Source organism: Nocardia aurantia (assembly GCF_009604425.1).
GTDB lineage: Bacteria > Actinomycetota > Actinomycetes > Mycobacteriales > Mycobacteriaceae > Nocardia > Nocardia aurantia.
Window position 1 is genome coordinate 360,831 of the sequence record NZ_WEGI01000012.1, and the last position, 26,668, is coordinate 387,498.

Annotated in this window: 24 protein-coding genes and 1 tRNA gene; 14 read left to right on the top strand and 11 right to left on the bottom strand. The window is 70.1% G+C overall.

The window, feature by feature from the left end; translation table 11 throughout:
* Nucleotides 1–423, bottom strand: a complete 423-nt coding sequence (locus NRB56_RS27950) for an acyl-CoA thioesterase (RefSeq protein WP_319943634.1) — start codon at nt 421–423, stop codon at nt 1–3.
* Nucleotides 424–549: 126 nt separating this feature from the next.
* Between NRB56_RS27950 and NRB56_RS39340 the strand changes: the two genes are divergently transcribed.
* The 3 genes from NRB56_RS39340 to NRB56_RS27970 all read left to right on the top strand — a co-directional run bounded on the left by NRB56_RS39340 (nt 550) and on the right by NRB56_RS27970 (nt 5,664).
* On the top strand, nt 550–4,035 hold the full coding sequence (locus NRB56_RS39340) for a methylmalonyl-CoA mutase family protein (RefSeq protein ID WP_227838396.1): 3,486 nt from the start codon (nt 550–552) through the stop codon (nt 4,033–4,035).
* A gap of 132 nt (nt 4,036–4,167) precedes the next feature.
* Nucleotides 4,168–5,253, top strand: coding sequence for an amidohydrolase family protein (locus NRB56_RS27965; RefSeq protein WP_153347271.1), 1,086 nt, complete (start codon nt 4,168–4,170; stop codon nt 5,251–5,253).
* 72 nt (nt 5,254–5,325) lie between these two features.
* The gene (locus NRB56_RS27970) at nt 5,326–5,664 is read left to right on the top strand and encodes a hypothetical protein (RefSeq protein ID WP_153347273.1); all 339 of its coding nucleotides are present in this window, start codon (nt 5,326–5,328) and stop codon (nt 5,662–5,664) included.
* A 114-nt stretch (nt 5,665–5,778) separates the two neighbouring features.
* Here NRB56_RS27970 and NRB56_RS27975 read toward each other — a convergent pair whose 3' ends face one another.
* The 3 genes from NRB56_RS27975 to NRB56_RS27985 are packed head-to-tail and all read right to left on the bottom strand — an operon-like array spanning nt 5,779 to nt 10,226.
* A complete protein-coding gene (locus NRB56_RS27975) occupies nt 5,779–6,549 on the bottom strand; it encodes a helical backbone metal receptor (RefSeq protein ID WP_319943635.1) in 771 nt (256 codons plus the stop codon).
* Between the two features lie 25 nt (nt 6,550–6,574).
* Nucleotides 6,575–7,351: an SWIM zinc finger family protein gene (locus NRB56_RS27980; protein WP_153347275.1), complete on the bottom strand. Its 777-nt coding sequence runs from the start codon at nt 7,349–7,351 to the stop codon at nt 6,575–6,577.
* Nucleotides 7,352–7,409: 58 nt separating this feature from the next.
* Nucleotides 7,410–10,226 (bottom strand): DEAD/DEAH box helicase, encoded by a 2,817-nt coding sequence (locus tag NRB56_RS27985; protein WP_153347277.1) that lies wholly within the window; start codon nt 10,224–10,226, stop codon nt 7,410–7,412.
* Between the two features lie 324 nt (nt 10,227–10,550).
* Between NRB56_RS27985 and NRB56_RS27990 the strand changes: the two genes are divergently transcribed.
* The 4 genes from NRB56_RS27990 to NRB56_RS28005 all read left to right on the top strand — a co-directional run bounded on the left by NRB56_RS27990 (nt 10,551) and on the right by NRB56_RS28005 (nt 13,854).
* The gene (locus NRB56_RS27990) at nt 10,551–10,913 is read left to right on the top strand and encodes a hypothetical protein (RefSeq protein WP_153347278.1); all 363 of its coding nucleotides are present in this window, start codon (nt 10,551–10,553) and stop codon (nt 10,911–10,913) included.
* A gap of 112 nt (nt 10,914–11,025) precedes the next feature.
* Entirely contained in the window at nt 11,026–11,703 is a 678-nt protein-coding gene (locus NRB56_RS27995; protein ID WP_153347388.1) for an HNH endonuclease family protein, read from the top strand.
* 274 nt (nt 11,704–11,977) lie between these two features.
* Complete coding sequence (locus NRB56_RS28000; protein ID WP_153347280.1) at nt 11,978–13,081, top strand: enoyl-CoA hydratase/isomerase family protein; 1,104 nt, start codon at nt 11,978–11,980, stop codon at nt 13,079–13,081.
* The gene (locus tag NRB56_RS28005) at nt 13,078–13,854 is read left to right on the top strand and encodes an enoyl-CoA hydratase (RefSeq protein WP_319943636.1); all 777 of its coding nucleotides are present in this window, start codon (nt 13,078–13,080) and stop codon (nt 13,852–13,854) included. The genes NRB56_RS28000 and NRB56_RS28005 overlap by 4 nt, the downstream gene beginning before the upstream one ends.
* Before the next feature lie 61 nt (nt 13,855–13,915).
* Here the strand turns inward: NRB56_RS28005 and NRB56_RS28010 are convergent.
* Nucleotides 13,916–13,986, bottom strand: a tRNA-Cys gene (locus tag NRB56_RS28010).
* A gap of 81 nt (nt 13,987–14,067) precedes the next feature.
* Here NRB56_RS28010 and NRB56_RS28015 point away from each other — a divergent pair.
* Complete coding sequence (locus NRB56_RS28015) at nt 14,068–14,604, top strand: MarR family winged helix-turn-helix transcriptional regulator (protein ID WP_153347282.1); 537 nt, start codon at nt 14,068–14,070, stop codon at nt 14,602–14,604.
* A gap of 201 nt (nt 14,605–14,805) precedes the next feature.
* Complete coding sequence (locus tag NRB56_RS28020) at nt 14,806–15,777, top strand: Hsp70 family protein (RefSeq protein ID WP_319943637.1); 972 nt, start codon at nt 14,806–14,808, stop codon at nt 15,775–15,777.
* Between the two features lie 8 nt (nt 15,778–15,785).
* Here NRB56_RS28020 and NRB56_RS28025 read toward each other — a convergent pair whose 3' ends face one another.
* The 3 genes from NRB56_RS28025 to NRB56_RS28035 all read right to left on the bottom strand — a co-directional run bounded on the left by NRB56_RS28025 (nt 15,786) and on the right by NRB56_RS28035 (nt 18,595).
* Entirely contained in the window at nt 15,786–16,295 is a 510-nt protein-coding gene (locus NRB56_RS28025; protein WP_153347286.1) for a DUF3558 family protein, read from the bottom strand.
* 4 nt (nt 16,296–16,299) lie between these two features.
* The gene (locus tag NRB56_RS28030; RefSeq protein WP_194291009.1) at nt 16,300–16,797 is read right to left on the bottom strand and encodes a DUF3558 family protein; all 498 of its coding nucleotides are present in this window, start codon (nt 16,795–16,797) and stop codon (nt 16,300–16,302) included.
* Between the two features lie 385 nt (nt 16,798–17,182).
* A complete protein-coding gene (locus NRB56_RS28035; protein ID WP_194291010.1) occupies nt 17,183–18,595 on the bottom strand; it encodes a metallophosphoesterase family protein in 1,413 nt (470 codons plus the stop codon).
* A 121-nt stretch (nt 18,596–18,716) separates the two neighbouring features.
* On the opposite strand from NRB56_RS28035, the gene NRB56_RS28040 reads away from it, so the two are divergent.
* Together NRB56_RS28040 and NRB56_RS28045 are read left to right on the top strand one after the other, a co-directional pair.
* On the top strand, nt 18,717–19,760 hold the full coding sequence (locus NRB56_RS28040; protein ID WP_227838397.1) for an extracellular solute-binding protein: 1,044 nt from the start codon (nt 18,717–18,719) through the stop codon (nt 19,758–19,760).
* Nucleotides 19,761–20,166: 406 nt separating this feature from the next.
* A complete protein-coding gene (locus NRB56_RS28045; RefSeq protein WP_153347288.1) occupies nt 20,167–20,586 on the top strand; it encodes a hypothetical protein in 420 nt (139 codons plus the stop codon).
* A gap of 13 nt (nt 20,587–20,599) precedes the next feature.
* On the opposite strand, the gene NRB56_RS28050 is transcribed toward NRB56_RS28045, so the two are convergent.
* Nucleotides 20,600–21,598 carry an AraC family transcriptional regulator ligand-binding domain-containing protein gene (locus NRB56_RS28050; RefSeq protein ID WP_194291011.1) on the bottom strand — a complete coding sequence of 333 codons (999 nt, stop codon included), beginning with the start codon at nt 21,596–21,598 and terminating at the stop codon, nt 20,600–20,602.
* A 107-nt stretch (nt 21,599–21,705) separates the two neighbouring features.
* Between NRB56_RS28050 and NRB56_RS28055 the strand changes: the two genes are divergently transcribed.
* Together NRB56_RS28055 and NRB56_RS28060 are read left to right on the top strand one after the other, a co-directional pair.
* Nucleotides 21,706–22,287 (top strand): UbiX family flavin prenyltransferase, encoded by a 582-nt coding sequence (locus NRB56_RS28055; protein ID WP_194291012.1) that lies wholly within the window; start codon nt 21,706–21,708, stop codon nt 22,285–22,287.
* 8 nt (nt 22,288–22,295) lie between these two features.
* Nucleotides 22,296–23,783 (top strand): UbiD family decarboxylase, encoded by a 1,488-nt coding sequence (locus tag NRB56_RS28060; RefSeq protein ID WP_153347290.1) that lies wholly within the window; start codon nt 22,296–22,298, stop codon nt 23,781–23,783.
* 30 nt (nt 23,784–23,813) lie between these two features.
* Here the strand turns inward: NRB56_RS28060 and NRB56_RS28065 are convergent, their stop codons facing one another.
* Nucleotides 23,814–25,025, bottom strand: coding sequence for an FAD-dependent oxidoreductase (locus NRB56_RS28065; protein WP_153347291.1), 1,212 nt, complete (start codon nt 25,023–25,025; stop codon nt 23,814–23,816).
* 69 nt (nt 25,026–25,094) lie between these two features.
* On the opposite strand from NRB56_RS28065, the gene NRB56_RS28070 reads away from it, so the two are divergent.
* Entirely contained in the window at nt 25,095–25,694 is a 600-nt protein-coding gene (locus tag NRB56_RS28070; RefSeq protein ID WP_153347292.1) for a TetR/AcrR family transcriptional regulator, read from the top strand.
* A 118-nt stretch (nt 25,695–25,812) separates the two neighbouring features.
* On the opposite strand, the gene NRB56_RS28075 is transcribed toward NRB56_RS28070, so the two are convergent.
* Entirely contained in the window at nt 25,813–26,604 is a 792-nt protein-coding gene (locus NRB56_RS28075; protein WP_153347293.1) for a thioesterase family protein, read from the bottom strand.
* Nucleotides 26,605–26,668 lie beyond the last annotated feature (64 nt).

Sequence of the window (26,668 nt, forward strand, 5' to 3'; positions counted from 1 at the left end):
CTACAACAACGTTTCGGCAGCCCCCCGGATAACGGATGGAATCTCGATCGGCGTACGCGTCTGCTCATCGACATACACATGCACGAACGACCCGGTAGCCGCCAATTCCAGCCGGTCGCCGTCCTCCCGGAAGATGGCCAGGTCATAGGTGATGCTGGAGCGGCCGAGGCGGGCGATGCGCAATCCGACGCGCAGCCGGTCCGGGAAGCTCAGCGAGCCGAGGAACTTGCAGGAGGTCTCGGCGACCACTCCGATCGCGGGCAGGTCGCGGATGTCGGTGCCGGTCGCGTGCATCAGCCAGGCGTTGACCGCGGTGTCGAAGTACGAGTAGTACGTCACGTTGTTCACGTGGCCGTAGTGGTCGTTGTCGGCCCACCGGGTCGGGACCGGCCAGAGCACCGGGTAGTCGTCCTGCGTCGTCACCCGGCCGACAATAGCGGCCCGCCACGCTCGCACTCGTGGCGCATTGCGTGCCGACCGGGACTGCACTAGATTTACTTTGACGTCCTACTATTGGGATGGCAATTGATGCGCGGTGTGGAGGTAACCATGACCGACCTGCATGTGCCGGTGCATCCGGTGCGTTTCGTGACCTCGGCGGCACTCTTCGACGGGCACGACGCGGCGATCAACATCATGCGGCGGATCCTGCAGGCCCAGGGCGCCGAGGTGATCCACCTCGGCCACAACCGGGCCGTGCACGAGGTGGTCGACGCGGTGCTCACCGAGGACGTGCAGGGCGTGGCAGTCAGCTCCTACCAGGGCGGGCACGTCGAATACTTCGAATACCTGGCGGCGGCGCTGCGCGAGGCCGGCGCCGGGCACGTGCGGATCTTCGGCGGGGGCGGCGGCGTCATCGTCCCGGCGGAGATCGCCCGGCTCGCCGACGCGGGAGTGCGGATCTTCTCTCCCGAGGACGGCCAGCGGCTCGGCCTCCCCGGCATGATCAACGAGCTCGTCCGCGACTGCGATGTGGATCTCGCGCAGCGACCGGCCGCGGTGGACGCGACGCTCGCGGGGGAGCGCACGGCGCTCGCCCGCACCCTCACCTGCCTGCAACAGGACACGCTGCCCGCCGGCGACCTCGCCGCGCTGACCGCCGCGGCGGCCGGCCGGACCGTGCCGGTACTCGGCATCACCGGCACCGGCGGTTCGGGCAAGTCCTCGCTCACCGACGAACTGGTGCGCCGGCTGCGCACCGATCAGCAGGACAAACTGCGGGTGGCCGTGCTGGCCGTCGATCCCACCCGCCGCCGCGGGGGCGGCGCGCTGCTCGGCGACCGTATCCGGATGAACGCGCTGGACGCCGAGCACATCTATTTCCGCTCGCTGGCCACTCGCGGCGCGCACGAACTGCCGACCAATATCGACGCGATGATCCTGGCCTGCAAGGCCGCCGGATACGACCTGGTGATCCTGGAGACGCCGGGCATCGGCCAGGGCGACGCGGCGATCGTCGACCACGTCGACGTGGGGCTGTACGTCATGACCCCGGAATTCGGCGCCGCCTCCCAGCTCGAGAAGATCGACATGCTGGACTACGCGGACGTCGTCGCGATCAACAAGTTCGAACGGCGCGGGGCCGCGGACGCGTTGCGTGACGTGTCGCGGCAGCTGATCCGCAACCGCGAGGCCTTCGGCGCCGCGCCGGAGGACATGCCGGTATTCGGCACCAGCGCGGCCACCTTCAACGACGACGGCGTCACGGCCCTGTACCAGCATCTGATCGGGCTGCTAGGCGAGCGCGGACTGCCACTGGAACAAGGTGCGCTGCCCCGAGTGGACGTGCGGGCCTCGACCCGGTTCGCCCAGCTCATCCCGCCCGCGCGGGTGCGCTACCTCGCCGAGATCGCCGACACGGTGCGCGGGTACCACGCCGAGACCGCCCGGCAGGTGGTCGTAGCGCAGCGGGTGCAGCGGTTCGACGCGGTGCTCGCGGAACTCGGCGCCACGCATGGGAGCGGGCCGACGACGGCTCGGCCGGCCGGCGGCGGGCCGGCGGCAACGCCCGGCGGGCCGGCGGCGGGCGACGGCGCGCGAGTGGCGGTCGATCCTGCGGGGCAGTCGGCGGCGGATGGTTTCGCGGTGGCGGTCGATCCGGCGGGGCAGTCGGCGGCCGATGGCTCTGCGGCGGCGGTCGAATCCGCAGCCGGACAGGGGGTGACCGGCGACGGCTCGCTCGGGGTGGCCGGGTCCGCATCGGGTGTGGATGAGGCCGCGGTCGCGGCGTCGGTGGTGGGAAAGCTACTGGCGCAGGCACGTTCGGAGCTGACCCCCGGTAACGCCGCGCTGCTCGACGGCTGGCCCGCGCTGGCCGAGTCGTACCGCGGCGAGGAGCAGGTGGTGCGGGTACGCGATCGCGAGTTGCGGACCGCGTTGCGGCGAACCACGTTGTCCGGCAGTTCGATTCCGCGGGTGTCGTTGCCGCGCTTCACCGATCACGGTGAGCTGCTGCGGTTCCTGCGCGCGGAGCATCTGCCGGGCCGATTCCCGTTCACCGCCGGGGTTTTCCCGTTCAAGCGGGACAACGAGGATCCGGCACGGATGTTCGCGGGCGAGGGCGATCCGTTCCGCACCAACCGGCGGTTCCGGGTGCTGTCCGAGCATTCCGACGCGAAACGTCTGTCCACGGCGTTCGATTCGGTGACCCTGTACGGTCACGATCCGGCCGAGCGGCCCGACATCTACGGCAAGGTCGGCACCTCCGGCGTCTCGGTGGCCTCGCTGGACGATATGAAGGCGCTCTACGACGGATTCGATCTGTCCGCGCCGACCACCTCGGTGTCGATGACCATCAACGGTCCTGCGCCGACCATGCTCGCCTTCTTCCTGAACACGGCCATCGACCAAGCGCTGCAACAGTTCTCGGAATCCGAGGGTCGCGCGCCGACCGCTGAGGAGGCGGTCGCGCTGCGCGCGCGGACCCTGGCGACCGTACGCGGCACCGTGCAGGCCGACATCCTCAAGGAGGATCAGGGCCAGAACACCTGTATCTTCTCCACCGAGTTCAGCCTGCGCATGATGGCCGACATCCAGGAATGGTTCGTGCGCAACGGCGTTCGCAACTTCTACTCGGTGTCCATCTCCGGGTACCACATCGCCGAGGCCGGCGCGAATCCGATCAGTCAGCTCGCGTTCACGCTCGCCAACGGATTCACCTATGTGGAGGCGTATCTCGCGCGCGGGATGCACATCGACGAATTCGCGCCCAACCTGTCGTTCTTCTTCTCCAACGGCATGGATCCGGAGTACTCGGTGATCGGCCGGGTGGCGCGGCGCATCTGGGCGATCGCCATGCGCGACAAGTACGGCGCCGACGAACGCTCGCAGAAGCTGAAGTACCACATCCAGACCTCCGGCCGCTCGCTGCACGCACAGGAGATGAGCTTCAACGACATTCGCACCACGTTGCAGGCGCTGATCGCGATCTACGACAACTGCAACAGCCTGCACACCAACGCCTACGACGAGGCGGTCACGACGCCGACCGAGGAGTCGGTGCGGCGCGCGCTGGCGATCCAGCTCATCATCAACAAGGAGTGGGGTCTCGCGGTCAACGAGAATCCGCTGCAGGGCAGTTTCGTCATCGAGGAGCTGACCGATCTGGTCGAGGAGGCGGTCCTTACCGAATTCGAGCGGATCTCCGAACGCGGCGGTGTGCTGGGCGCGATGGAGACCGGTTACCAGCGCGGCCGCATCCAGGACGAGTCCATGCTGTACGAGCATCGCAAGCACGACGGCACGCTGCCCATCATCGGCGTCAACACCTTCCGCAATCCGCACGGGGAGCAGCACCGCGAACTCGAACTGGCCCGCGGCACCGAGGCCGAGAAGCAGTCCCAGCTGCGGCGCACCCAGGACTTCCGGCAGCAGCATCGCGACGAGGCGCACGCGGCCCTGGCCCGGCTGGAGGCCGCGGCCCGCAGTGACGACAACGTGTTCGAGGTGCTGATGGACGCCGCCCGCGTCTGCACCCTGCAGCAGGTCACCGACGCCTTCTTCACGGTCGGAGGCCAGTACCGCCGCAACGTCTGACCGGTCCGCGCACCGCCCGGCGCTCGTACGCTGGACAGTACGGAAGCGATCGATCGGCCCGACCTGCGGCGATCGGCCCCAGGGCCGTGTGACAATCGCCGATCGGACGGGTAGCCGGACGAAAGGGGCGGTATGGACCTCGCGGGAATCAGCGTCGTGGACGCCCACATCCATCAGTGGGATCCGCTCGGGACGCCCAGGGAGTTCAGCGCCGCCGCCAAGCTGCTGCGGTATCTGCCGTTGCCGGCCGATTTCGCGGCCCGCCTGACGCCGCGGCGGGATCGGGAGTTCATCGCCGACCCCACCGCGTATCTGCACCCGTACCTGCCCGCCGACTACCGTTCGGACGCCGGCGAGGTGCCCGTGGAGGCGCTGGTGCACATCGAGGTGGAATGGGCCGGGCGGGCGCCGGCCGCCAAGGCCGACGAGACGCGCTGGGTGGCGAGCCTGCCGTTCGGGGTCGACACGCCCGCTCTCGGGGCGATGATCGGCGGCGGCGACCCGAGCCGCCTCGGCTTCGCCGATCTGGTCGACGCGCACCGATCGGCATCACCGCTGGTCCGCGGCATCCGCACCATGGTGGCCCATCATCCGGATCCCGGCGTCCGCTCCTTCGCGGAGGATCCCGGCGTACTCACCTCCTCCGCATTCCTGAACGGATTCGGGGTGCTCGCCGACCGCGAGCTGCTGTTCGAGGCCTGGGTGTACTCGCATCAGCTGCCGGAGGTGACCGCGCTGGCGCAGCGATTCCCCGAGGTGACGATCGTGCTGAACCACCTCGGGACACCGGCGGGCATCTTCGGTCCGGTCGGCCGCACCACCGGCGCCGATCCCGCCGCGCGCCACGAATTGTTCGGCCGCTGGCGTGAGGACCTCGCGGCGCTGGCGGCCCAGCCGAACGTGCTGGCCAAGGTCAGCGGCCTGGCCATGCCGATCCTCGGCCACCTGGTCCCGGTACGCGGTAACCCGACCCCGGTCGCGGCCCTGCTGGAGCGGGTCGCGCCACTGCTGCACCATGCCTTCGACGTCTTCGGCGCCCAGCGACTGATCTGGGGTTCGAACTTCCCGATCGACAAGCCGATCACCAGCATCGCCAACAGCGCGCAGGTGGTCGTCGACGTCCTGGCCGACCGCGGCGGCAGCGCCCTGGAACTCGACCAGGTGTTCCGCACCAACGCGCAACGGGCCTACGCGATCGACGCCGAACTACTGGCCTGACGGCGCTATCCTCGGGTCGGTACTGTGCGCTACCGCCGTCCGGGCGTAGTGGTTTCGTAGAACGGGTTCGACATGGGGTACGACCTGCACATCACTCGGTCCGACGTCTGGTACGAAAGTCTCCGGACCCCGATCACCGCCGCCGAGTGGGACGCCGTTGCCACTGCTTCCGGTATCGCCGTCCACACTCCCGGCGACGCCGATATCGCGCCGCTGTACGACCTCGAGGTCCCGGACGGCTCGACCGTTCCGTTGCAGTGGTACGAGGGCGGGATCATCTCCTACGGTAGTGGGCACAGCGACGCCGCGATACTCGCTCTCGCGCAGTTGGCCGCCCGCATGAACGCTCGGCTCGTCGGCGATGACGGAGAACAGTACGATCCGTCGACCGGCAAACCGGTCGCCGACTGACTCGTCCCGGGAAGCGCGGGGCTCGAGGAACCGTGGTCGCTTCGGGCATGCACAAGCCAACGCCGAGAGCATCTTTCGGAATCGACGCCGGGCCGTGCGTGTCATGAATGATTTCTAGTCGGCCGGCGTCCGGCCGAGCGCGGCACTCAGTTCGGTGCGGGCGACGACCAGCGACGGGCCGTACCAGGTGAGCAGGCGGCCGGCGACGAGTGCCACGGGTATCCCCGGAAAGGCTTCCGGGCCATCAGTTTTCGTGAACACGTACGGCTCGTCCGGAAGGACGGCCAGGTCGACGTCCACGGTCAGTTCGGCCTCGGGCACGGTCGGGTAGCGGTCGGGGCGATCGGCGTGCACCAGGTGCAGGCCGAGGCGGCGGGCCAGGTCGCCGGTGAAGGTGTCGCGGCCGACGACCATCCACGGGTTGCGCCAGATCGGAATCACCGCGCGCACAGCGGGTTCCGGTGGCGGCGCGGACCAGATGCGCTGCGCCTCGGTCAGCCAGGCCGGAAGCTCGACCGCGAGTGCGGTGCCGAACAGGTTCGTCATAGCTGTGAATGCTTCGTCCAGCGTGGTGATCCTGGTGACCCACACCGGAATTCCCGCCGCACGCAGCCGTTCCACGTCCAATCGGCGATTCTCCTCCTGATTGCAGACCACCAGATCCGGTGCGAGGGCGACGATCCGGCGCACGTTCGGATTCTTGGTGCCGCGTACCCGTTCCACCTCCAGGCCGGGCGGGTGGGTGCACCAGTCGGTGGCGGCGATCAGAACTTCCGGGCAGGTCGCCGCGATGGCGTCGGTCAGCGACGGGACCAGCGACACCACCCGTCGCACCGGGCGGCGGACGGGCACTGGGGCGCCGAGGTCGTCGTGCGGATCGGTCACGGCTGTGCCGCCGGCGCGCGGCAGGTCACGGCCGGTCCTCCAGCGCACGGTAGATCGCGCGCAGATCGCGCAGGCCCGCCTCCGCGGTCCGCTCGTCCTCGGCGGTCGCGCGCAGCGCCTGGCGCAGCGGGATCGGGTCGAGATCGTCTATGGCGGTGCGGAATTCGGGGGTGGGCAGGGCGGGCAGGGTGATGTTCTCGCCGTAGAGGTCGTCGGAGACGGTGGGGCCGCTGTCGCGTTCGACGCCGCCGATGAGGGTGTCCAGGTCGAGGCCGCGCAGCGTCAGCATCACCGCGGGCTCCTCGTCGAGGCGTTCGCCGATGATGTAGCAGACCGCGGCGACATGTTTGCAGGGCCAGCCGGAATCCGGGCAGGTGCAGGAGAAGTCGAGTTCGGCGGCCGTGCCGGGCAGCAGCATCGGGCCCAGTTCGGGCGGCAGGGTGCCGGAGGCGAGCTGGGCGAGCATGCCCGGCGTGGCGCGGACCAGGTCGATCACCTCGTCGAGGCGCTCGTCGCGCAGTTGCCGCAGCGTCAGCACCGCGGTGAACGGCCGGGGCTGGCTGCCCTGCACCTCCGCGGCCACGGTGCCCGGCTCGAGGTGATAGCTCACCACCTGGCCGGCGCGGGCGTAGGCGCGGCCACGGGTCAGCCGGCCCGCATCGGCGACCTGCTCGATCGCGTCCAGAAACGCGCGCCCCCACCAACTGCGCGCGAAGGACGCGCCGCGGCGGCTGCGGGACCGCACGCCACCGCGGACCGGAATGCGCTTGCCGTACTTGCTGTAATCCTCGACCGGGCTCATGCGGCGATGCCTCCATGCCGCCCGGGAGCCCACGCCTTCGCCACCTGCTGCCGATCGCTCATTCCCCCACCGCCTCCGAGCCCAGTGCGAACAGGGTGCGGATCTCGTCGTTGTTCAACTCGCCGATCCAGTTCTCGCCGGTGCCCACCGTCAAGTTCGCCAATTCCTGTTTCCCGCCGAGCATGTCGTGGATCCGTTCCTCGACGGTGTCGACGCACACCAGTTTGCGCACCTGGACGTCCCGGCGCTGGCCGATGCGGAAGGCGCGGTCGGTGGCCTGGTTCTCGACCGCCGGATTCCACCACCGGTCCAGATGGACGACGTGGTTGGCGGCGGTCAGGTTCAGTCCGGTGCCGCCGGCCTTGAGCGACAACAACATCAACGGCGGACCGTCCTCCTCCTGGAACCGCTCGACCATGGTGTCGCGGCCCTTCTTCGACACCCCGCCGTGCAGGAACGGGATGCGGGTGCCGAAGCGCTCGGTGAGATACGGCGTGATCAGCTCGCCGAACTCCCGGAACTGGGTGAACAGCAATGCCTTCTCGCCGTCGGCCAGCACCGACTCCAGCACGTCCTCCACCAGGGCGAGCTTGCCGGAGCGATGTTGCCCGCGGCGCAGCACCGACGAGCCGTCGCCGAGGTAATGGGCCGGGTGGTTGCACACCTGCTTCAGCCGGGTCAGCGCGCCGAGCACCGTGCCCTTGCGCGAAATACTCTCGCTCTTGGTGCTTTTCAGCTTCGCCACCATGTCGTCGACCACCGCCTGATAGAGCGCGGCCTGTTCGACGGTGAGGTTGGCGCGGACCGCGATCTCGATCTTGTCGGGCAGATCCGCGATGACCGCCGGATCCGTCTTCACCCGGCGCAGCACGAACGGGCCGGTCACCGTGCGCAACCGGGTGATGGCGTTCTCGTCGCGTTCGCGTTCGATCGGAATCGCGAAGCGGGCGTGGAACTGTGAGGGCTTGCCCAGCAGCGACGGGGCCGCGAAGTCCATGATGGACCGCAGCTCCTCCAACCGGTTCTCCACCGGAGTTCCGGTGAGCGCCAGGCGATGTCGTGCCGGGATGTCCCGTGCGGCCCGGGCCTGCCGGGTGGCGGCGTTCTTGATGTGCTGTGCCTCGTCGAGTACGACCCGGCCCCAGTCCTGCCGCTTCAGCTCCTCGACATCGCGGGCCAGCAGCGCGTAGGTGGTGATCACCAGATCGGAATCGGCAACGGCGGCATCGAATTCCGCGCCGGAGCGGCGGGCGGCGCCGTGATGCACCGCGACCCGCAGTTCGGGGGCGAACCGCTGCGCCTCACGCTGCCAGTTGCCGACCACCGACATCGGGCACACCAGCAGCGTCGGACCGGGTGCGGCCTCGGGCTTCTCGCGCTCGTGCACCAGCAGTGCCAGTACCTGCACCGTCTTGCCGAGGCCCATGTCGTCGGCCAGGATGCCGCCGCAACCCATCCGGCTCATCGTGGCCAGCCAGGTCAGACCGCGTAACTGATACGGGCGCAACTGGGTCCGCAGGCCGGCCGGGGCCGGAATCGGTTCCACGGCGCGGTCGGCGTCGAGCAGCGCCGACACCCAGCCGGTGGCGGTGACCTCCTCCAGCGGTACCCGTTTCACCTCGGATCCGGCCACCTCGGCCAGCAGCTGCGCCATGGTGCCGGTCCGGTCGTCGGTGCGGCCGCCGAGGTAGGCGGCCGCGGCGGCGAGCACCTCGTGGTCGGCCTGCACCCATTCACCGCGCAACTGCACCAGATCCGATTTCGCCTGTACCAGCCGCGCCATCTCGGCGGGGGTCAGCACGGTGTCGCCGAGCGCCAATTCCCAACGGTAGGAGACCAATCCACCCAGACCTACGAGGCTGTCGGTGGCGGCGGGGCTCTGCACCCGCAACCGCATGCTCGGCGCCACGATCCGCCACGCCCGCGGCAGCATGAGTTGTACTCCGGCGCCGCGTAATTCATGTGCGCCGTGCGCGACCAGATCCTGCACGCCGGTGGTGGTGAGCAGGAAGTCGATACCGCCGGGCGCGCGCGGCAGATCACGCAGCCGGGGGTACGCCGCGACGGCCGCCGTCACCTTGTCACCGGCCAGTCGCAGCATCGCCGGTTCGCCGGTCAGCGGAACAGGTTGCGGTGCTTCACCTTCCGCGCGCAGACAGACCTCCAGCCGCCACAGCGTGTCGGCGTCGACGATGCCGTCGGGATCCTCCTCCGGTTCCAGCAGCCGCAGTACGAGTTCCGGCTCGCCGAGGGTGAGACTGGTCCGCCACTGGTCGAGCGCGGTCGCGACCCGGTGCGATCCGGATTCGACCGGTGCGTCGGCGAGCAGCGCCGCGATCAGCTCGTGCGCGGACCGCCGGGGCGGCGCGGACTCCGCCAGCGCGCGCCGCACGATCGGGTCGGTCAGCTCCGCGACCAGATCCTCCAGTACCGCGGCGGGCCGACCGGCCACCCGCAGCGCGGGCGGGGTCGCCGCGACCAGTTCGGCCAGCCAGGCCCGCTGCCGCTGCCCGCCGATCAGCCGCCAGCGCGCCCACCACTGCCCATCGGCCCTGGTCAGTTCGGGTACCACCCGGCCGCCGCGCGCCCAGCGCTGCACCCCCTGCGCGGCGTGTGCGAGAAAGCGCAGGTCGGCGGCCACCGCGGCGGGCGGCAACCGCTGCAACAGCACCTCGGTGGCCCGCTCGGGCGCCAGCGCGTGCGCCGGCACCTCCGTCTCGATCGGCCCCTCGGCCGCCGGGCGCAGCACCCGTGCGCGATGCCGGAACCGCGCCGAGGACAGCAGCTCACCGAGCGGGCCCGATATCGCGGCGCCGGAATCGCCCTCGCGCCACAGGAGCAGGCCCGACCCCGGCGTCCACAACCCGTGCAGCATCCGCCCATCAAATCAGCCGGTACCGACATCCCTGGCACCGGCCGCCGCCCGCGCAACGGCCGGGCCGCCGTCGTCAGGCCGAATTACCTTGCCGTAATTCGATGCCGGCCATGAGCCACGAATTCGTCGCCCCCCTTTATTTCCGGCTGCGCGCGGAACATACTGAAATATCCGCTGGTCAAGCGCGAGCGGCACATTCGCTTGCGTAATGCGACTGTACTGAAGATTGTTCCGGGCATTGAACGGTCCTGCGACCGGGTGTTCCCGGCGAGCCCGAATTCGCGGCGCAGCCGGCGTCGCGCCGAGCAGGGAGGGCAGTGAATCATGACAATTCTGCTCCAGGTACTCGAGCAGGGTTTCACGCCGACGACTCCGTGGGAGCGTCGCAAATTCACCTTCGTCGACGCAGCGAAGATCGTCGGTATGCGGCTGGACGGCCAGTCCGGGGTGTGGCTGGACCTGTCCCGGCCGGGGGAATCGCAACGGCTGGCGCGGACCGGCGATCCGCGGCAGGCGATCACCTTTCTGCTGACCACGTTCGCGAAGATCGCCGAATGCGAGGAACGGGGTGGTTCCTGGCTGATCGGCCACGACGGCGTCCACGCCGAATCCGTGGAGGCCATGCGGTACCCGCCGCAGGATGCGGAACTTCCCGCCGACGACCTGCTGGCTCGCGCCTGGTTGTAACGACCCGCCGTACGGACACACCGGGGCGGCCGGAGTTGTCGGCCGTCCCGGGTAGAAGTGGTCCGTGCGATCGAGCAGGGGTGGATCGAGGACCGCGCGGGCATGCCGCCCGCTGCCGCCGGCATGCCGCTGGGTGCTCGCGGTCCTGGTCGCCGCGCTCCTGGCCGGCTGCGCCCAGCTCACCCCGGTGGCCCCCGCCCCCGGCAGCCCCACCCGCGCCGACCTGGAGGGCCTGCTCGCCCAGGTGCGAGTGGTGCCGCGCCGCCCGCGCCCCGGCGGTTACGACCGTGGCTGCCAGGCCGCGCAACTCTGTGTCTTCGGCCCCGCCTGGGCCGACGGCGTCCACGACTGCGACGCGCGCAATCGCGTCCTCGGCGCCCAGCTCACGGCCGTCCGCTTCCGGCCCGGCAGCCACGACTGCGTCGTGCTCACCGGCACCCTGGCCGACCCCTACACCGGCCACCGCATCGGCTTCGACCGCGCCCGCCCCCGCGCCGTGCAGATCGACCACATCTACCCGCTGGCCGCCGCCTGGGATCTGGGTGCCGCGAATTGGCCACTGCCGCAACGTATCCGGTTCGCGAACGACGTCGAGGTGAATCTGCTCGCCGTCGACGGCGGCAGCAACGAGGACAAGGGCGACCGCACCCCCGCCGACTGGCTGCCACCCGCCCGCGCCTACCACTGCTTCTACGCGGGCCGCTACCTCACGACCGCCACCCGCTACGACCTCCCCGTCACCACCGCCGACCACGCCACCCTGCACACCATCGCCACCCACTGCCCCTGAGCTGCCGGGAAGGGGTGCGAACCCGAGAATCCGCTACCGGCCACACCAGCGTGATTGCTAGGCTCGGCGAAGTTTCATCGCGTACCGGGGACCACGTCCATGGATGGAGTTGCCGGACTCACTACCGAGGTGTTCTCTGCGCTGCTCTGACCATGCTGGGTGGCTATGGACTATCTCACAGGGCTCTGTGATGCGTGGACATCCGACTATAGATTTGTTCATTCAGTGAGAATGTGGCCGGTTCACGCCTGCCCGCGGTAGGAAGAGGGTGGCGATGACCGGCGATGTGCTCATCGAGAAACGGGACGGGCTGGGGATTGTCACCCTCGACCGGCCGCGGGCGATCAACGCGCTGAACCATGCGATGGTGCGGGCGATGCTCGCGACGTTGCGGGAGTGGGCCGGTGACGACGAGGTGCGGGCGGTCGTGCTGACCGGGGCGGGGGAGCGCGGGCTGTGTGCCGGCGGCGACCTCGTCGGCATGTACGCGGACGCGAAAGACCGTGTGGGCGGGGCGGATTCGCCGAGTGGGCAGTTCTGGCGGGACGAGTACACGCTGAACGCGCTGATCGCCGCCTATCCGAAGCCGTACGTCGCGATCATGGACGGGGTGGTGCTCGGTGGCGGGGTCGGTGTGTCGGCGCACGGTAGCCATCGCGTGGTCACCGAGCGGTCCTCGGTCGGGATGCCGGAGACCGGGATCGGGTTCGTGCCGGATGTGGGCGGGACATATCTGCTGTCGCGGGCGCCGGGCGAGGTCGGCACGCATCTGGGGCTGACGGCGGGGCGGATGAGCGCGGGAGACGCGATCGCGGCGGGGTTCGCCGATCACTACGTGCCGTCGGATCGGTTGCCGGCACTGCTGGCCGCGCTCGGTAGTGCGGAGGTGGAGGTCGCGATCGCCAAGTTCGCCGAGGCCGCGCCGCCGTCCGAACTGCTCGCGCAGCGGGATTGGATCGATGCCTGCTACACCGCCGGGGGAGCCGAGGAGATCGTGGAGCGGTTGCGAGCGCATCCGGCGCCCGAGGCCCGGCAGGCCGCCGCCGACATTCTGGCCAAGTCGCCGGCCGCGGTGAAGGTGACGCTGCGGGCGCTGCGTGCGGCCCGCGGTGACGCGACGCTGGCCGACACGCTCAATCGCGAGTTCCGGGTCTCGGTGGCGGCGCTGCGCAGCCACGATCTCGGTGAGGGGATCCGCGCCCAGGTCATCGACAAGGATCGCAGCCCGCAGTGGTTGCCGCCCGCGCTCGGCGACGTCAGCGCGGAATTGGTCGACTCGTATTTCCTCGCGCTCGGCGACGGTGAACTGGGTCTGGTGGATTCGGACACCTCGGCTATCGTCACGACTGTCCGCACCCGATCGGAGGAGCAGCCGTGACCGATTTCGAGACCATCCTGCTGGAGCGCAAGGGCCGCGTCGCGCTCATCACGCTGAACCGGCCGAAGGCCCTGAACGCGCTGAACTCGCAGGTGCTCACCGATATCAGTGCCGCGCTGGACGAATTGGAGCCCGACGACGGGATCGGCGCGGTCGTCCTGACCGGGTCGGAGAAGGCGTTCGCCGCCGGCGCCGACATCAAGGAGATGTCGTCCAAGTCCTATATGGACATGTTCCTGGTCGATCAGTTCGCGGGCTGGGAGCGGTTCACCGCGTTCCGGAAGCCGATCATCGCGGCGGTGGCCGGATTCGCGCTCGGCGGCGGTTGTGAGCTGGCGATGATGTGCGACATCCTGCTGGCCGCGGACACCGCGAAATTCGGTCAGCCGGAGATCAAGCTCGGCATCATCCCCGGCATGGGCGGTTCGCAGCGGCTGACCCGGGCCGTCGGCAAGGCGAAGGCGATGGATCTGGTGCTGACCGGTCGCACCATGGACGCCGAGGAGGCCGAGCGCGCCGGGCTGGTGGCGCGGATCGTGCCGGCGGCCGAACTGCTGCCGACCGCGCTCGAGGTGGCGGAGACCATCGCGTCCATGTCGCTGCCGTCGGTGCTGATCGCCAAGGAGTCGGTCAACCGCTCCTACGAGACCACCCTGTCCGAGGGGCTGCGGTTCGAGCGCCGCGTGTTCCACTCGCTGTTCGCGACCGAGGATCAGAAGGAAGGCATGGCGGCCTTCGTGGAGAAGCGCGCCGCGAAGTTCACCAACCGCTGAACCGGCGAAACCGGTGCCGGGCGGCATGATTCATCCGCTCGGCACCGGTGCGCCGATCGAGAGCGAGCGGCGGGATTCGAACCCACGTGAACGGATTTGCAATCCGGTACCTCACCACTCGGCCACGCCCGCATCGTCTCCATGATCATGCCCGCCGAGGTCCTCGATACCGAGGATTGCGGTCACGGTGATCGCAATCAATAGACTCACGGTATGGCGACACCACGTCCACTCCCGCTCGATCCGATCGAGGAGGCCCACCGGCAGTGGGCCGCACACGGCTGGGGCGACGTGGCCGACGGGATGGCGGCGGTCACCTCGCTGGTGCGCGCCCAGCAGATCATGATGGCCCGGGTGGACGAGGCGCTGCGCCCGTCGGGACTGACCTTCTCCCGATACGAGTTGCTCATGCTGCTGAGTTTCAGCCGCACCGGCGCGCTGCCGATGGCGGTCGCCAGCGCGCGCTTGCAGGTGCATCCGACAAGTGTGACGAACACCGTGGATCGCCTCGAGGCCGCGAATCTGGTGAAGCGCGTGCCACATCCGAGCGATCGGCGGGCAACGTTGATCGAGATCACCAGGGCGGGAAGAGATCTGGTCGAGCAGGCGACCGCCGAGCTGAACGGGAAGGTTTTCGCACGTCCCGGCCTACCGCCGGACCGGCTGCGGCTGCTGCTCACCCTCCTCGCGGAATTCCGCCGTGCCGCTGGGGACTTCGACAACGGCGACACACCGACGCGTTGGGCATGACACGCCGACTCGTATACCCGTCCGATAACTATTGAGCTTCCACCCAGCGACTTTCCCGCGCACGTGCTTGGCATTGGGGCACAAAAGGTTCACCATTGAGCCATGGTGCTGGTCCTCGGGGTATCAGCAGGTGCCGGGGGTGCGCGTGCAATGCTCACGCACTCCGATCAGCCACACCTCCCCCCCATCGATCACTGCACGGTGCCGCGCCCGTCCGGCGCCGGTGTCGACGAAGCGGTCTTCGAAGCCGTCGAGCTGATGCGCGAGGCCGCGACCAGCCGCGACGAGTTCGTGACGGGTATCGCGGTGACCACTCGCTGTGCCACGCACGAGGAGGCCGTTCGCGCCGCCGCCGGCCGCAGCAGGCTCACGATCGTCGACGAGCCGTTGGCGCAGTTGCGCTATCTGAGGTTCACCGAACAACTTCCGGCCGAGGGCACGGTACTGATCTACGACCTCGGCGCCTCCGGGCTCACCGTCACCCAGGCCGACTGCCGCACCGACGCCATCCTGGCCGGGCGGCACAGCACGGTGGTGGGCGGCGACGGCCACGACGCACTGCTGCGCTGGCGCCTGGCGCACGACGGGGTCGTCATCGACCGGCCGACCAGTTGCGGGTACAAGGAGGCGCTCACCGCCTCGCCGGTGGTCACCGCCACCGATCCGCGCACGCATACGCGAGTCGTGCTGACGCGCAGCGATTTCCACGAGCTGGTCACCGCCGGGATCCATCATTCGGTCTCCTATGTGCGGCAGTTGATCGAGGAGACCGGGGTGACGCCCCAGGCCGTGGCGCTGCTGGGCGGCTGTACCCGTAACCCGGGCATCCGCGCCGAAGTGGAGGCCCTGCTGGACCTTCCGGCGATCTACGACCCGGAGCCCGAATTCGTCTCCGCGCGTGGCGCGGTGCTGATGGCGACCCAGCTGCCCTCGGCCCGGCGCGTGCGGGGTGTGCGCTTCGCCGGGAAGCCGGTGACGGTCCGCTCCGGCGGGACCGGGGTCTCCAAACGCAAACTCGTTGCGGCCGCGGCGGTTACCGCCACCCTCGGCGCCACGGTGGCCGGGCTGCTGGTCCTGGACCACACCTCGGCGCCCGGCAACACCCACGGCGGGACCGGTCCGAGCCCGATGGAGGTCGCGGGTACGCCGCCGAAGCCGGTGGACGCCAAGTAGTTCCGGCGTCAGATCCCGTCGACGGAGAGGGTGGCGCGCATCAGGCTCATCGCGGCGGCACACGGATCCGGTTCTGCCGCACGGCTTCTGTTCTGTACCCACCAGGTGATCGTGCCGGAGTCGGCGGTCGTGACCGCGCAGCTGCCCGGATCGCGCGGGTCGCGCCAGTACATGCCGCCGAACTTCATCAGCACCAATTTCTCTGTGCGATAACCGAATCGGTTCGCCACCTGGAGGTCGCGCGCCAGGGTGTCGTCGCGTAACCAGGCATAGGTGAGGTCGACGGTGTCTTCGGAGGGCAGATCGGCGGTCCAGGTGCATACGGTCGGCCGGGTCTGCGGCCGTACCTGAGGCACATGCACCTGATCCGCGATGACCCGGTCGGTCAGTGGCCCGCAGCCCGCCAGCAGGTCGGGAGTGCCGGCGGCTCGTACCGGGCTGTCCTGGTGACCGCTCGTACAGCCCGCGAGCGCGGCGACGATCGCCGCCGCCAGTCCGAGTCGTACCGCTGTGCGCATGCCGTCAGCCCGCCTTCGCGAGGGTCGCGGCGGCCACCTGCTGCAATGCGGCGCACTGCCGGGCGGCGTCAGCCCCGGCCAGCGTCCAGTCCACGAAGTCCCGTCCGCCGGAGTCCACGGCGACCTCACAGGAGCCCGGCGCCGACCAGGCGAATCCGGGCCGGCCCGACACCGATACCGTGCTGACCTGCCCGGCCACCTGATCGCGCCGGTCCGACAGCGAACTGCCACGGAACCATTCGAACACCACCTGATACGTGGCCGGATCCCCGGCTCCGGTCCAGGCGCATCGCAGCGGATCGGCCGAAATCTGTTCCAGCCTGGTCACTCCCAGCGCCAGGTCGAGGTCGTCGGCGTCCTCGGACCCGCACAGCCCGATATCCGCCGGCGCCGGCGCCGCCGGGGCAGTGCCAGTGGATCCGGTCGGTGACGTGCCTCCGGAACTCGCGCACCCGGCGAGTCCGACCGCGATCGCGGCAACTGCCACCACCCGCTTCCACACCCGGTCCAGGCTACGTGGCCATCGATCCCGCGGTTCCGAGAACCGTCACCCGGGTGCGATCCGGCCGATATCTCCCACCGCGGGACGTCTCCGGCCGATCGGTATCGGTGACCGGTTGTCGTCCTCCACACCCGGTTCGGGCCGATGCCGCTGCTCCTTGGGGATCCGCACCCGGCAGGCCCATCCGTAGCCCCACATCGGCACCGGACGCGGTTGCAGTCCGCGCGTTCAGGAAAGGACGCCGATGGTGTCCGGAGTGGAGGCGACGCAGTGCCGGATACCTGCCACCGGTGAACTCGGCGCCGGCCGTCTCGGCCGACGTTTGCCGTCCGACGGGGGCGGTATCCGGATCAGCGGGACGACACACCCGGCCGCGCGGCGCGCCTCACGCGGCCGCGAGGCCCGAGAGATCGCGCGTCACCACGTAATTGCGGTCGGTGGTGGTACCCAGGGTGTATTCCGGTTCCAGGCCGAGGTATTCGGCGCGGCTGCGGGTGCTCCAGCGTTTCGCGTTCTCGGTGCGGGTCTTGTGGAAGTTCAGCATGTAGCCGCCCTCGTACAGGCGCACCATGGCGTACCCGCCCGGATATTCCTTCACCGCACCGACTTCCACGAAGTCGACCGGGATCGGCAGATCGGGACGGGTGCGGCGGTTGCGGTGGCTGTGACCGGAATGGTGCAGGAAGACGCCGGGCGCTGCGCGGTACAACGACTGCAGGGCGGCGGCGTCGCCGCGGTCCAGGATGAAATCCATCCCGCTCATGTTGGTGGCGCCGGATTCGCTGGTGACCGGGTGATGGCCGAATACGACGGTGGGACGGTCGGGTTCGTCGGCGAGCAGCGTGCGCAGGTGGTCGAGTTGCTCGGGCTCGATACTGCCGCCGGCGATGTCCAGTTCGGTGGTGTCGAGGCCGAGCAGCCGCAACCCGCCCACCCGGTGCTCGGTCAGCGATCCCCGTGGCGCGAACCGGTCGCCCCAGCAATCGTGATGGGCGGCATCGGTATTCGGGGAACAGGCGCGATAGTCGTCGCCGGTGTGCGGGCGGTCGTGGTTGCCCCGCACGGCGAACCAGTCCCGTCCGGCGGCGCCCCAGCCGTCCAGTCGCGACCGGACCGTGGCGACCTGGTCCGGGGTGGCCTCGGCGGTGAGGTCGCCCGCTACCAGGAGATGGTGCACGCCCCGGTCGGGGCGGCGCAGATCGTCGAGCAGGGCGTCGAGCATGACCTCCGGATACGGCGGCAGGCCCGGCTCCTGGCTGACGCCCGGCGGCAGGTTCTGCCGGATCAGCCCGGCGACCGTTTCCCCGATGTGCGTGTCGTTGGACAGCGCGAGGGTGCGCAGGTGCCTACCGGGCGGCGGCACCAGAGTGGTGACCACACCGAGGGTTTCGGGGGTGCCGGGCCGCGCGGTCACCAGATTCGCGGCGGGCGCGGCGCGTACGCCGCCGGAACGGGCCTCGAATCGGTAGGCGCGCCCCGGTTCCAGGCCACGAATCTCGGCGTAGTGGTACGGCGTCGGCTCCGGATCGGAATATCCGAGGCTCGGTGTGGCGGGCGAATCGGCCGGCGCCACAGCGACTTCGGTGTCGGCCGCCACCGGCGTCCCGTCGACGGTACGGGTGCTCCAGGTGAGGATCACCGTGGTGTCGGTGACGGTGACGACCTCGAGATCGGTCGCGATCACCGTGCCCCGGGCGCGCGCCGGGCCGGGGCCGGTGAGCGTCAGCACCGGCAGCGCCGCGGCGGTGGTCGCGAGTGCGCCGAGCAGCCGGCGCCGGGTCGGTCCACAGCAGCTCATGTCACAGATCCGTTCTCGCTGGTGCGACAAGGCTAACCGCGATCCGCGCCCGGCGGGCTACCCAGTACGTTGGTCAGCCGAACCCGAAGATGCGGAAGCGGCTCGAAAGGACGGCGCGGTGATGTCGGTGCGACGGAAGATGACGGCCGTGGTGCCGGCGGTTCTGGCGATGCTCGCGGTGACCACGGCGTGTACCGGCTCCGGTGGCGACGACCGGATCCTGGTCTACAGCGGCGAGCACGAGACGCTGGCGCAGGCGTGGGCGAGCGCCTTCACGGCCGCCACCGGAATCGCGGTCACGCTGCGGTCCGGGGACGACAACGATCTCGGGAACCAGATCGTCTCGGAGGGGCCGGACTCGCCGGCCGATGTGTTCCTGGCCGCCGCCGCCCCGGCCGTCGCCCGGGTGGACCGGGCCGGCCGGTTCGCCGGCCTCGATCGGGACACCCTCGCCCAGGTGCCCGAGCGGTATCGCGCGGCCGACGGCGACTGGATCGGAATCGCCGCTCGCACCGCGGCTTTCGTCTACGACCCGGCGAAACTGCCGGCCGACCGGTTGCCCGCTTCGCTGCTGGAGCTGGCGCAGCCGCAGTGGCGCGGCCGCTGGGCCGCCGACACCGCCGGCGCGGATTTCCGGGCGATGGTCGCGGCGGTGCTGGCGCAGCAGGGTGAAGACGTCACCCGGGAGTGGCTGCGCGGGGTGCGGGCCGATGTGGTCGCGGCACAGAGCCCGGGGGCGGCGATGGCCGGTGTCGACACCGGCCGATACGACGGCGCGCTGGTCTTCGCCGACCATTGGTTCCGCGATCGGGCGGGCACCGATGCCGTCGGCACCGACCGATCGGCCGCCGCGGAGCACAGCGGCCGCACCGCGCTGTACCGGTTCGTGTCGCCGGATCCCGGTGCGTTCGTGTCGGTTTCCGGTGCCGGAGTCCTGAGGTCGAGCCGGAACCGTTCCGCCGCACAGCGATTCGTGCGATTCGTGACCGGCCAGGCGGGGCAGCAACTGTCGCGGGACGCGGCCGGACTGGAATATCCGGTCGCCGAGGACATCCCGCCCGATCCGGCGCTGCCGCCGCTGGATCCCGGAGCGCCGCTGCTGGATCCGGGCAACGTGGACGACGCGCGGGTCGACCGGCTCGTGACCGAGGCGGGGTTGGCCTGACGGCGGTTCGGATGCGGGAACAGCGTGAGTTGGCGCATGGCCGGCCACCGCGGCCAGGCGCCACCGTGCCACCGCGGCCAGGCGCCACCGTGCCACCGCGGCCAGGCGCCACCGTGCCACCGCGGCCCGGCGCCACCGTGCCCCGGTGCCACCGCGCCCGGTGCCACCGCGCTCCGGCGCCACCGCGCCCCGGCGGTGCCGCGCCGGACCCAGCGTCGCCATCAGGTGTGGTCGACGGCCGACAGCCCGACGGCGAACACCGCGGGCATCGAGCCGCCGACGTCGTACGGCTCTCGCTGAACGAAAGGCACGCGCGTGTCGCGCTGCCTTGCGTCGTCGCCGCGAACGCCTAGGGTGGTTGCCGTGCGAGGGCCGGGAGCGCCCACGCCCGACGGAGAGGAGCCCGGTGCGCCGCCCGCTGTTCATCCTGTCCCTGCTGGCCTGTGCCGCAATGGCAACGCCGCTGACCGCGTGTTCGCACGCGTCCGACGATTCGGGGTCCGCGCACGCGGCGTCACCCCAGGAAGGCGCCGGCCCGCCGGTCGGCGAGGGGACGCTGAAGGTGCGGGCCACCACCGGAGCCGAGCAGTTCCCGGCCTCCGGTCTCGGTGTGGGGGTGTCGAAATGCGATTCCAGCGCCTCGCTGACGACCCTCACCACGGCGGGCCACGAGGGCGCCGCCGCCCACAATCTGCCCGGCGGCTGCTATCAGGTGGCGGCCACGGGTGTGCCGTCCGGTTGCATGCTGGGCAGTCCGTCGCCGGTGAAAGTCGATGTCACACCGGGGAATACGAGCATCGCAAGCTTCCAGCTGAAGTGCGCGTGAGCGGGGGGCCGGTTCATCCGGGCCGGTGATCGCCCGGCGGCTCCGATGTCCAGCGGTGCGCCGCCCGGCGCAGGGCACGGGTGTCCGAGTAGCCCAGTCGCCGGGCCAGGGCCGTCGACGAGGTCGGTCCTGCGGTGCGTCGCGCCGTGTCGCGAGCCCGGTCCAGTTCGCGTCGCCAGCCGGTGTCGGCGTCGGCGAGCCGGCGCTGCAGCGTGCGCGGGCTGACGGCGAGCCGGTGCGCCACGGTCGCGAGGGTGGCGTTGCCCGCCGGGAGCAGTTCGGTCAGGATCTGCTGTACCCGATCGGGCCAGGTCCGGTTCTGCAACGGCGGCGTGGGCACCGAGGCCGCGTAGCGGCGCAGGATATCGGCGAGCCGATGGTCGGCGGTGCGCAGCGGTAACGCCAGGTCCCGGGTGCGCAGGGTCATACTGTCCACCGGTGCGCCGAACTCGATGCGCGTGGTGCCGAACGCCTCGACGAATGCGCCGGTGGTACGAGGAGGGCTCTGCCGCAAGGTGATTCGGTGCGAGTTGACCTCCGCTCCGGTGACGTGCCGGATGCGCGCCAGAGTACTGGCGTAGGCGGCCTGCACCGTGAGATCGGCGCCGCGGCCGTCGCCGTCGATCAACTCCAGCACGGTGGTGTGCTCGCCGTCGGCGGACGGGCCGGGCCGGTACCGATGATTGGTCGCCATCGCGCCGTTGGCCCGGACGGCGGCGAGACCGTCGCCCACCGTCGCCGCGGTGCTGAACAAATAGTCGAAGATCTCGAATCGACCGTGCCGGTAGGTGTTCGCGATCCGCAGCCCGACATCCGGTGCTTCCTGGTGAAATTCAGCGTGCTCCCACAGCCGCAGATAGGCCCGGCTCGGTAACAGACCGTGCTCGCTGGTGAGCACGGAAACGGGAACGTCGGCCTCGCGCAGCAGCTTCCGCGGATCCAGCCCCGCGCCCGCAGTGGTCAGGACGCAGCGGGCCAGGACCGCGTTGTAGGCGGGGGCCGGCTCGGACACGACACCATCGTATGCTCCCGGTCCGGCGCCGCTGCTTGTCGTGTTCGGTCCGGTGGCGGGCGCGAACCGTCCTCCCGCGGGCGCGTTCGGTCTGTGACGCTGGGTGGATGTCCGAAGCAACACTGGAGCAATCGCGCCGATTGATCGTGGGGATCAGCGGCGCCACCGGAATCGTCTACGGCATCCGGGCATTGGAGCTGGCCCGGAAGGCCGGGGTGCGTACCCATCTCGTGGTCACCGCGGCCGGACAGCAGACCCGGGCCTACGAAACAGAGCTCAGCGCAAGAGATCTCGCGGCAATGGCGGATGTGACGTACCGGCCCGCCGAGATCGGCGCGGCGATCGCCTCCGGATCGTTCCGGACCGGCGGAATGCTGGTGGCGCCGTGCTCGATCCGCACACTCTCCGCGATCGCGTACGGCAACGGCGACAATCTGCTGACCCGGGCGGCGGATGTGACGTTGAAGGAGCGCCGCCGGCTGGTGCTGATGGTGCGCGAGACCCCGCTGACCCTCGGTCATCTGCGCGCGATGATCGCTGTCACCGAGATGGGCGGCATCGTCATGCCGCCGGTGCCCGCGTTCTATCTACGGCCCGGTGGTATCGGCGAACTCGTGGATCACACCGTCGGGCGGGCCCTGGATCTGCTGGACATCGATGTACCGGAGATGCCCCGCTGGGGCGAGTGAGGAATCCGTTGAAGCACTTGAAGAGTCTGCGTGAGTTCGTCGCCGAACTGGCGGCGGTGGGCGAACTGCAACGCGTCGACCGCGAGGTCGACTGGAATCTGGAGATCGGCGCGATCATCCGCCGCTCCTACGACCTGCGGGCGCCCGCGCCGTTGTTCGAAACCGTGACAGGCTATCGGGATTCGGGCTTCCGGGTGCTCGGCGCACCCGGCGGGCTGTCCGCAGCGCATCATCCGCTGGCGCGAATCGCGTTGGCGCTCGGGCTGTCCCACGATGCGACCGGTCGTGACATCATGGCCGCGATCGTCGCCGCCCGAGACCGCGCCGGGATCCCACCGCGGGTGGTGGACGCGTCGTCCGCACCCTGTAAACAGCACATCCACCGCGGCGATGACGTGGACCTGTTCGCCTTTCCCACCCCGCTGATCCACGGCAACGACGGCGGGCGCTACATCCAGACTTTCGGCATGAACATCGCCCGCACCCCCGACGGGTCGTGGACCAACTGGTCGATCAATCGGATGATGATCGCGGGCCGCGACACCCTCGCCTGCCTGATCCCGGGGCCACAACACCTGGGGATTATCCGCGACATGTGGACTCGGCGCGGCGAACCGATGCCGATCGCGCTGGCTCTGGGGGTCGAACCCGGCCTCCCGTACGCGGGTGCGATGCCGCTGCCCGAGGGCGTGGACGAATCCCATTTCCTCGGAGCGCTGTTCGGTGAGGGTATCGAGGTCGTCCCGGCCGAGACCGTGGATCTGCTCGTCCCGGCCACCGCGGAGATCGTGATCGAGGGTCATATCGCCGTCGACGAGACCGTGCCCGAGGGCCCGATGAACGAATACCCGGGCTACAACGCGCTGGAGCGGTCGCCGAAACCGGTCTTCCACGTCTCGGCCATCACCCATCGCGACAATGCGATCCTCCCGGTGGTGGCCGCCGGGCCGCCGGTCGAGGAGGACCATACGGGTACCGGCACCATGCACGCGGCGGAGCTCCTGTATCAGCTGCGCAAGGCCGGTCTGCCGATCGCGGCCACCTGGTTCTCCTACGAGTCGGCGCTGCACTGGCTACTGGTCGCGGCGCGCTCGGATTGGCACGAGACGCTACCGATTTCGTCCGCGGAACTGGCGAAACGGGTGGGGGAGGTGGTGTTCTCGGGCAAGGCGGGATTCGGCGTGCCGAAGGTTCTGTTGGTGGAGGACGACATCGACCTCACGGATGTGAACGAGGTGGTGTGGGCGTTCGCGACTCGCGCCCACCCCGAGCACGGTGAGGTGCATTTCGCCGCCGAACCCACCGCAGCCCTGTCGGTCTACCTGTCCGAGGCGGAGCAGCACAGCTACCGAGCGGGCAAGGTGATCTACAACTGCCTGCTCGCCGACCTGTTCGAGGCCTCCCGGCGACCGGTCAAGGGCAATTTCGACAGCGGTTGGCCGCCGGAGATCCGAGACCGCGTACTCGGCAACTGGCACGCCTACGGCTACCGCTGACCGGGTGGCGGGATCCGGCGGCCGAACGGGTCAGCGCGCGCCGAGTTCGGCCAGGCGGTAGGCCTGGGCCCGGCGCAGGGCGGGGATGCGGGCCGCGGTGCGGATCGCGGTGTTGCGCAACGCGCGTCCCGTCGTCGACCGGATCGTGGCGAGCCGGGTCATCCGGTCGGTGAAGGCGACCACGCCGAGGGCGATCGGGCGCCGGGTGCGCTCGTACTCGTCGAGCAGGGTCGCGGGTTCGCCGCGCAGTACCCGCGCGAGCAGCCCGCCGAGGGCGGCGCCGTCCTGGATCCCGGTGTTCATGCCCTGCCCGCCGGCCGGGCTGTGCACGTGGGCGGCGTCGCCGGCGAGGAAGATTCGGCCCGCCCGGTAGTGGTCGGCGAGGCGGTGATGGACGTGGAACCGCGAGCTCCATGTCACCTCGGTGACCGTCGTGCCCGAACCAGGACGGCAGGCGTCGACGATGCCCTGGACGAAGTCGCGATCCGGATGCTCGGGCGGCGTGGTGTCCACAGTCGCCACGACGCGGTAGCGGTCGCCGGTCTCGTCGGGTAGCGGGGCGACCACGGCCAGGCCCTGCGGCGCGAGGGTCAATGTGGCCTCGGTGCGGGGATCGGGCCAGTTCATCCGGACGTCGGCGAGGACGAACGACTCGGCGTAGCTGTCCCCGGTGAACCCGATGCCGGCGGCCTCCCGGGTGGGGCTGTGCATGCCGTCCGCGCCGATCACATAGTCGGCGCGGATCGTGCCGGGCGCGCCGTCGCCGTCGCGGTACTCGACCGTGACGGCCGCGTCGTCCCGGGTGATCCCGGTGACCTCGCAGGGCCGGTGCACCCGGCCGCCGGCCCGCTCCAGCCGCCGCAGCAGCACGGACTCGGTGTCGTTCTGGCCGAGCATCACGGTGAACGGGAACGGCGTCGGCAGCTGATCGAACGAGAGGTGTGCCAGCACCCGGTTGCCGTCGCGGAAGCTGAAATTCGGGACGATGAGGCCCCGTTCGCACAGCTCGGCGGCGACGTCGAACTCGCTGAGCACCTCGAGCGTGCGCGCATGGATCACGCATGCCCGGGAAGTGTTGGCGCCCTCGGCGAGCCGGTCCAGCAGGACGACGTCGGCGCCGGCGTCGGCGAGGGCGATCGCGGCGGTGAGGCCGGTCGGCCCGGCCCCCACGACGACGACGGATGCGGTGGCGGGAATGGTGCTCACGACGACTCCTCGGGTTTGCCAACATCTGTTGGCCAACGTTTGTTGACTTCACGGTAGGCCAGCCTCGGGTGCGATGTCAACGGTTGTTGGCCTACAGTTGTTGGCATGAGTCCCGAGACGATCTCCGCGGCCGCGGAGTCCCCCGCGCGGCGTTCCGACGCCACCCGCGCCGCCATCCTCGAGGCGGCGCGCCGGCGATTCGCCGAGGACGGATATCGCAAGGCCACCATCCGGGCCATCGCCGCGGACGCGGGTATCGATCCGTCGATGGTGATGCGCTACTACGGCAACAAGGAGGGGCTGTTCGCGGCCGCCGCCGATGTCGATCTGGCCATCCCGGATCTGGCGACGGTTCCGCCGGAAACGCTGGGCGAGTTGGTGATCCGGCACTTCCTCACGCTGTGGGAGACGCCGCCGGGTGACGAGGTACTGCAGACGCTGCTGCGGTCCGCGGTCACCGACGACGTCGTCGGCGACCGGATCCGGCAGGTGTTCGCGGGGCAGGTGATGCCGGCGGTGCTGCGGGTCGGCGACCCGGCCGACGCCCCCCGCCGGGCCGGGCTGATGGTGACGCAGCTGCTCGGAATCGCGTTGTGCCGGTACGTGTTACGGATACCGCCGGTGGTCGCGCTGAGCACCGGGCAACTGGTGGCCGAGGTCGCGCCGACCCTGCAGCGCTACCTGACCTCTACGCCCGTTGCCTGATCTCTCACCGGAACATGTTGCGCGGGAACGGATCCGGGCGTCGCGCGATGAGGGCTCCGCGATCTGCCCGGTCGCTGCCGGTCGGGAGCCGCCGGCGCGATGCGGTGGTCATGATCGCTCAGCGTGGTGCGAGGTACAGGGTCTGGGTGCCGCGGCCGATCGGGCCCTTCTCGTCGAACAACCGCGATTCGGCGAGCCCGATGCCGGTGCGTTCCGGATAGGTCGCCGCGTCCAGGCAGACCCATTCCCCGGCCGGTTCCCGGTGCAGGGTGACGGTCAGATCGGTGTTGATGAACAGATAACGGTCCCAGTCCAATACGGAGCTGATCCCGTTGCCCGAATCCGCCGCGGCCAGGGTGCGCTCCAGCGGGCTGGGCACCGTGCCTCCGACGATCGGATACCGCAACCGGATCCAGCACACGGCCGGGCCGGCCTCCCGGAAGGAGCCGGCGACGAAGCGGTAATCGATACCGGTGTGAAAGCCGATCGGCTGATCGGACGGGAACGGCGTTCGCTCGGTGACGGTTTCGGGACCGGGCCGGGCACCGGCCGGCAGCACGTCGGCCGGCAGATCGAGTTCCGGATCCGCCGCGCGCAGCCGCCAGGCGTGTGCGGTGAGCACCGGGCCGCGGTCGGAACTCAGTGTGGCGGTGAGCAGTTCGACGTTGCGGCCGGGCCGCAGCACGCGGGCCTCGGCGGTCAGCGGCGCGATCGGGACCGGGCCCAGGATCTCCACCGCCAGCCGCCCGATCCGGAAGCCCTCCCGCGGTTCGCAGCGTTCCAGCACGTGGGCCAGCAGCGCGGACGGCGGCCCGGCGTGCTGTGCGTCCGGCGACCACGGCCCGCGGGTGAGCTCCGTCGACTCGAACCGGTTCGGATCGGCCGGGTCCGGGAGGTAGAAAGCGTCCATAGTGCCTCGAACCTACGCGCCCGCTCCGGAGCGCGATCGCCCGCGGCCCGCGACGAAAGAAGCG